The 7,138-nt window shown below is 31.7% G+C and carries 3 protein-coding genes; 1 reads left to right on the top strand and 2 read right to left on the bottom strand.

Going from position 1 to position 7,138, the window contains the following annotated elements:
* Positions 1–230 precede the first annotated feature (230 nt).
* Together KPL38_RS10135 and KPL38_RS10130 are read right to left on the bottom strand one after the other, a co-directional pair.
* A complete protein-coding gene (locus tag KPL38_RS10135) occupies positions 231–1,031 on the bottom strand; it encodes an ABC transporter permease (protein WP_216289021.1) in 801 nt (266 codons plus the stop codon).
* Complete coding sequence (locus tag KPL38_RS10130) at positions 1,015–1,758, bottom strand: ABC transporter ATP-binding protein (protein ID WP_246577903.1); 744 nt, start codon at positions 1,756–1,758, stop codon at positions 1,015–1,017. The genes KPL38_RS10135 and KPL38_RS10130 overlap by 17 nt, the downstream gene beginning before the upstream one ends.
* Positions 1,759–2,290: 532 nt before the next feature.
* Between KPL38_RS10130 and KPL38_RS10125 the strand changes: the two genes are divergently transcribed.
* On the top strand, positions 2,291–6,571 hold the full coding sequence (locus tag KPL38_RS10125; protein ID WP_216289019.1) for a 2-hydroxyacyl-CoA dehydratase: 4,281 nt from the start codon (positions 2,291–2,293) through the stop codon (positions 6,569–6,571).
* The last annotated feature ends 567 nt before the right edge of the window (positions 6,572–7,138 follow it).

Genomic DNA, 7,138 nt, shown 5'->3' with positions numbered 1-7,138 from the left:
TAAATAATTACTAAATTTACCATTGTTCGTGTTATGCAATGGTCTTTTTGTTATGCAATGAAATTAACAACTACTTTCGCAAATTTACACTTGACTTTAACTAGCTGGTCTTATAGTTCCTGTGAGAATTGTAGATTATTTGTACTAAATAGGGATACTATTATAGTGAATTATTGATATTCATTATAAATACTGTCCAACGATTTTAAATATATACTTAAATTAAAATTCTATTTAGTTTTGTTCACTACTTTTCTTTCAAGAAGAGCAACCATTTCATACATAAGGTAAGCTAAAATGGAAAGTATTACTATACTCATCATTACCATATCAAGTTGTGAAATTTGACCACCATATATTATTAAGAATCCTAAACCTTCTTTTGCTACTAGAAATTCACCCATAATTACACCAACCCAAGAGAGGCCTACGTTGATTTTAAGTGCGGAAATAAGAGTTGGAACAGATGCGGGGATAATTAAATTAATTAGAATTTGAAGTTTTGATGCTCCAAATGTCTTTAAAAGCTTGATTTTATCTTCGTCCACTTCTCTAAAACCATTAAGTATGCTTATTATTGTTACAACTATTGATATCAGAAGAGCAATTACTATTATTGCAGTTATTCCATTGCCTACCCAAAATATAATAATAGGTGCAAGAGCTATTTTGGGTAGTGCATTTAATACTATAATGTACGGATCTAAAACTTTTGAAACAAAATCCGACCACCATAATAGAATAGCAAAGAATGCACCTAGTATAGTCCCTAGTAAAAAGCCTGTTATTGTTTCAAAACATGTTATAGAAATGTTAGTAAGAAGTGTACCTTCTTTATATATTTCTATAAAAGATTTAAACATCTTTGATGGAGTACTTGTTAAAAAAGAATCTATCCAATTAAGTCTGCCAGCTATTTCCCAAAGGCTAAAAAAAACAATTAATATTATTATTCTAGTAAAAATAATAAGACGCTTTTTCTTTTTTACATTTTGTATATAATCTTTTTGTTCTTTACTTTGAGTTAGCACTGTCGTTCAACTCCTTCCAAATTTCATTGAAATAAACTCTGAAATTTGGAGCTTCCCGACGTTTTAGAGGACAAGGAAAATCATCACCAAATTCAAGGGTCATGTGTTTGACAATACTAGCAGGACGTTTTGAAAGTATAATAATTTCATCAGACATTGCAATGGCTTCTGAAATATCATGAGTAACCATTATAGTAGTCTTTTTCTCTTTCTTTATTATTTCATAAACTTCATCACTAATGTTTAATCTAGTTTGATAGTCTAAGGCTGAAAAAGGTTCATCTAAAAGAAGTACTTCAGGTTTCAAAGCTAATGTTCGAATTAGAGCAACTCTTTGGCGCATACCACCAGATAATTCTCTAGGATGATGATCTCTAAATTCCCATAGATTATAGCTTATTAAGAGGTCCTTTACCATTTTTTTGCTTGCATCTGTAATGGAATGATTAATTTTAAGGCCTAGAAGCACATTGTCCCAAATGGTTAACCAGTCGAACAATTGGTCTTTTTGAAACATATATCCAATTTTTAAGAAGTTTGAATGATTAGATGGTCTGTTAATTATTATCTTCCCATATGAAGGTTCAATTAAGCCTGCTATTATATTTAATAGAGTAGATTTTCCACAGCCGGAAGGGCCTACAATACTTAAAAAGGTACCTTCTTGTACTCCAAATGAAATATTTGCTAGAGCAGGAGTTTCTGCAGTTAAAGAGTGATAATTCATGCTTATATTATTGATTTCTACTTTAATCACTTTATCATCTCCTTGATTGAAGGTTATAGTTTAGTATATGAGAATTTATAATGTATTGTTAACGACATATGAAGATATGATGATTAATTACATTTAATCCAATTTATAAGTATGAAGTATTTTTTTAGTTGATAAAAGAATAAATAATAGGATGTGAAATAATTAAGTACAAATAGGTTGAAAATATCATATTTGTTGAGTTATAATATTGTATAATTGATTATTGATTATTGGTGAATGTCGTTAACAAATAAAAATAAAATAAATAAAATATCAAAATAGTGTAATTAATGGGAATAATATAGTGAAAGTTTGCGGCTAAGAGAATAAATTAAGTTTATGAAGAATAAACATACATATACCAATAATTAGGGTATGTGGAATAATAATAGTTAATTTCAAAAATATGAGTTTATATTAAGACGCATAAATATATATAATGAAATCTCAAATTATTAAACACTAAAAATAAGTCAAACTTGCGAGGAAAGAGAAGAAAATTATGAAGAAAATATTACATGTTGGTTTAGATGTTGGTTCTACTACTGTTAAGATAGTAGTTTTAAATGAGCAAGAAAAAACAGTTTATAGTAAGTATCAGAGGCATTTTTCGGATATAAAGAGTACGATAGCTGAACTTTTATATGATGCGTATAACAATTTTAGTGAATCTAATATTACTATCGTTGTAACAGGATCTGGTGGATTATCCTTATCCAAGTGGATGAATATTCCATTCATTCAAGAAGTAATAGCTAGTACTTATGCAATAGAACATATTATACCAAGAACAAATGTAGCTATAGAACTAGGTGGAGAAGATGCAAAAATTATTTATTTCGATGGAGGAATAGATCAAAGAATGAATGGTACTTGCGCTGGTGGTACTGGAGCATTTATTGATCAGATGGCATCACTTCTTCAAACTGATGCAGCTGGACTTAATGAACTTGCAAAAAACTATAAGACTATATATCCAATTGCTGCTAGGTGTGGAGTTTTTGCAAAAACTGATATTCAACCATTATTAAATGAAGGTGCTGCGAAAGAGGATGTTGCGGTGTCAGTGTTTCAGTCGGTGGTTAACCAAACAATTAGTGGACTTGCTTGTGGTAGACCAATCAAGGGGAATGTTGCATTTTTAGGTGGACCATTGTTTTTCTTGTCCGAGCTACGACAAAGGTTTATTGAAACTTTAAAACTTACAGAAGATCAAGTTATTTTTCCAAAAGATTCTCAACTATTTGTAGCAGTAGGTGCGGCAATGTCATCAAAGGATAATAGTGTTATTTCATTTGAAGAATTAAAGAATCAACTTCCAAAACTAAAACATGTGTCGAGTCATGATGTTCGTAGATTCAGGCCTCTATTTGCAGATGAGCAGGAGTTAAAAGCTTTTAATGAAAGACAAGGCAAATATAAGGCTAAAAGGCGTGAACTTGAAGGGTATACTGGAAATTGTTATATGGGAATAGATGCTGGTTCTACAACTACTAAAGCTACACTTATAGATGAGGAAGGTGCACTTTTATATTCCTGTTATGGGAGTAATGAGGGCAATCCATTAAATTCAGTTAGAAAGATATTAAAAAAAGTATATTCTATTTTGCCAAAGGGTGTAACTATCATAAATTCAGCAGTAACAGGTTATGGTGAAAAATTGATAATGGCGGCTTTAAAAGTGGACATTGGGGAAATTGAGACTATAGCTCATTATAAGGGCGCTAAATTTTTTATGCCTGGAGTGGATTTTATATTAGACATTGGTGGACAGGATATGAAATGTTTAAAAATAAAGGATGGAGCAATAGACAGCATAATGCTAAATGAAGCTTGTTCATCTGGGTGTGGTTCGTTTATAGAAACATTTGCTCATTCTTTAAACATGGAAGTAACAGAGTTTGCAAAGGTAGCATTGCAAGCTAAAAGCCCAGTGGACTTGGGTTCAAGATGTACTGTGTTTATGAATTCAAGAGTAAAACAGGCTCAGAAGGAAGGGGCCTCTGTGGGAGATATATCGGCAGGACTTTCTTATTCGGTAATAAAAAATGCACTTCTTAAAGTAATTAAGATAAGAGATCCCAAAGACATGGGTAAAAAAATAATAGTTCAAGGTGGAACATTTTATAATAGTGCAGTACTTCGTGCTTTTGAAATTGTTTCAGGAAGAGAGGCTGTAAGACCTGATATTGCAGGCTTAATGGGTGCGTTTGGTGCATCACTTATTGCAAAAGAAAGATACGTTGAAGGCGAGGTTTCTACATTATTATCAGCAGAACAATTGAATAAATTAGTAGTGAAAACTTCAATGGGAAGATGTAAGCAATGTGTTAATCAATGTGTTCTTACAATTAGTAATTTTGATGATGATAGGAAGTTTATATCTGGTAACCGCTGTGATAAGGCCCTAGGACTTAATGGAAAAAAAGAAGAAATACCTAATGTTTATGATTATAAATATAAAAGAATATTTAATTATATTCCACTAAAAAAAGAACAAGCACCTAGAGGGGTAATAGGTATTCCAAGAGTGCTTAACATATATGAAAATTATCCATTTTGGTTTACTTTTTTTACAAACTTAGGATTTAGGGTAGAATTGTCCCAAAGGTCTTCCAAAAAAGTATATGAAATGGGAATAGAGACTATTCCATCAGAGTCTGCTTGTTACCCTGCTAAGATTGCACATGGTCATATAATGAGTCTTATAAATAAGGGTGTAGATACTATATTTTATCCTTGTATTCCATATGAAAAAAAAGAACAAAAGGATGCAGACAACCATTATAACTGTCCTATTGTAACTTCATATCCTGAAGTAATAAAAAATAATATGGACATTTTAAAAGAAAAAAATGTTAAGTTTCTAAATCCATTTATTTCTTTAGACAATAAGAAAGTATTAGTTAAGAGATTAACTGACGAGTTAGTTAGTTTTGGTGTTAACAAAAAAGAAGTTGCAATAGCAGCAGAGATGGCATGGACTGAAACAGAAAAGGTTAAATCAGATATTAGGAAAAAGGGCGAGGAAGTCATAGAATATATTAGAAGAACTGGGAAAAGAGGTATAGTTTTAGCCGGAAGACCTTATCATATAGACCCAGAAATTAATCACGGAATTCCCAGTGTAATTACTGATTTTGATATGCCCGTACTTACAGAAGATTCTGTTGCTCATTTAGGCGTTGTTGAAAGACCTTTAAGAGCAGTAGATCAATGGGTATATCATTCTAGGTTATATGCAGCAGCAAGCTTTGTATCAAAAGAGCCCAATATTGAACTTATTCAACTAAATTCTTTTGGTTGTGGACTTGATGCAGTAACCTCAGATCAAGTTGCTCAGATACTCGAAAATAATGGCAAGTTGTATACAACTTTGAAAATTGATGAAGGAAATAATTTGGGAGCAGCGAGAATTAGAATTAGATCCTTAAAAGCTGCACTAAATGAAAGAGATAAAAACGGATTTGTGCCTAAAAAAATTCGTAATATGGATAGTAAAATAATTTTTACAAAAGAAATGAGAAAAGATCATACAATTTTATGCCCACAAATGTCGCCTATACATTTTCAGTTTCTACAAGAAGCATTTAATGCATCGGGATATAATCTAAAAGTGTTACCATCAGTAGATACGAAAGCTGTAGATGAAGGATTAAAGTATGTCAATAATGATGCTTGTTATCCTACAATAATAGTGGTTGGGCAACTGATTGCTGCGTTAAAATCAGGTAAATATGATGCAGAAAATACATCTGTTATAATCTCGCAAACGTGTGGAGGATGTAGGGCTACAAATTATATTGGATTTCTTAGAAAGGCACTTAAGGATGCAGGTTTTCCACTTGTACCAGTTATATCTTTAAATACTGCTGGTCTTGAGAAAAATCCTGGTTTTAAATTTACTTATCCAATAGTTAAAAAATCACTTATGGGTTTAGTATATGGTGATTTGCTTATGAGAGTACTCTACAAGGTTAGGCCTTATGAAGCAGTCGAAGGATCAGCTAATTTGCTTTACGATAAATGGGTAAAAATATGTAAAAAAGCAGTAACAGAAGGTAAAAATAAAGATTTTAAAAATAATATTACTGGAATTGTTTCTGAATTTGATATTTTAGAAATTAAACCTATTGTTAAACCTAAGATAGGTCTAGTAGGAGAGATTTTAGTTAAGTTTGATCCCATAGCCAACAATAACATTATCGATGTTATTGAAAAAGAGGGTGGGGAGGCAGTTATGCCAGATTTAATTGATTTCTTTTTGTACTGTGCTTACGATGCTGACTTTAAATATAAGTATTTAGGAAAAAGTAGAAGTGACAAAATAATAGATAATATTGCTATTCAATATATAGAAGGTTATCGAAAACATATGAAATTAGTTCTTGAAAAAAGCAAAAGATTCACCGCACCAAAAACTATACAGGAATTAGCAGAAGGTTCATCACCTATAATATCATTAGGTAATCAAGCAGGTGAAGGATGGTTTTTGACTGCCGAAATGGTTGAGCTTATTGAAAGCAATACAAAGAATATAGTTTGTATGCAGCCTTTTGCATGTCTTCCTAATCATGTAACAGGTAAAGGAATGATTAAGGAATTAAAGAGAAGGTATCCAGGGGCTAACATAACTGCGATAGATTATGACCCGGGTGCAAGTGAAGTAAATCAAATTAACAGAATTAAGCTTATGATGTCTATTGCATTCAAAAACCTTAAAGCTGAAGAAGAAATAAAAATTGCCTATGATGAGGCAGCTAGTGACAAAAAAGTAGACTAAAAAGTATAAACTTCTCCTGCATGCCTTGCAATCGAACTCGAAACTGGAAATTTCATTAAGAAATTCTAATCTTTTGCTTGTATACAATGCCCTAACGCTCACACTCGACGTCCTGTCTCGGGTTCACTAGACTGCCGTCATGGCAGTCTTACAGGAATTTTATATTCGCAAAAGAAGAACTTTAAATGAAATTACAATAGTTTTGTCATTTCTATTTGCAAGTCACTACGGAGAAAGCTGATATTCTATTAGTGGTTTAAGTGAACAATGAAGGTTACATTATATTAAAGATGTATATAAATATGGTCATAGATTTCATGTCTAAAAGGTTGTAACCAAATTAAATGGAGGAGGACATAACAATTAATAGTTGTTATGTCCTCCTCTATTTAGGAATATTATTGAATTTTGAAATCATCAGCCCTCCATATAGTTCAATCCCGGAGAGATGATTTTCTTATAAAGCATTCAAAAATGGGTAGCAGTCTTTTTTTATCTCATTAAATTTAAATTTTCTTGTGCCTTTTTGTTTTTTTCATCTGCTTTAATGGAAAGTTTGAGGATAAT

Source organism: Clostridium psychrophilum (genome assembly GCF_018861705.1).
Classification (GTDB): domain Bacteria; phylum Bacillota; class Clostridia; order Clostridiales; family Clostridiaceae; genus Clostridium_AD; species Clostridium_AD psychrophilum.
This window is presented reverse-complemented; position numbering and strand designations above follow the sequence as displayed.

Bases quoted from the DNA above. Each gene is read 5' to 3' on its own strand.
- KPL38_RS10130 (WP_246577903.1), bottom strand. From the start codon at position 1,758: ATGAATTATCACTCTTTAACTGCAGAAACTCCTGCTCTAGCAAATATT.
- KPL38_RS10125 (WP_216289019.1), top strand. From the start codon at position 2,291: ATGAAGAAAATATTACATGTTGGTTTAGATGTTGGTTCTACTACTGTT.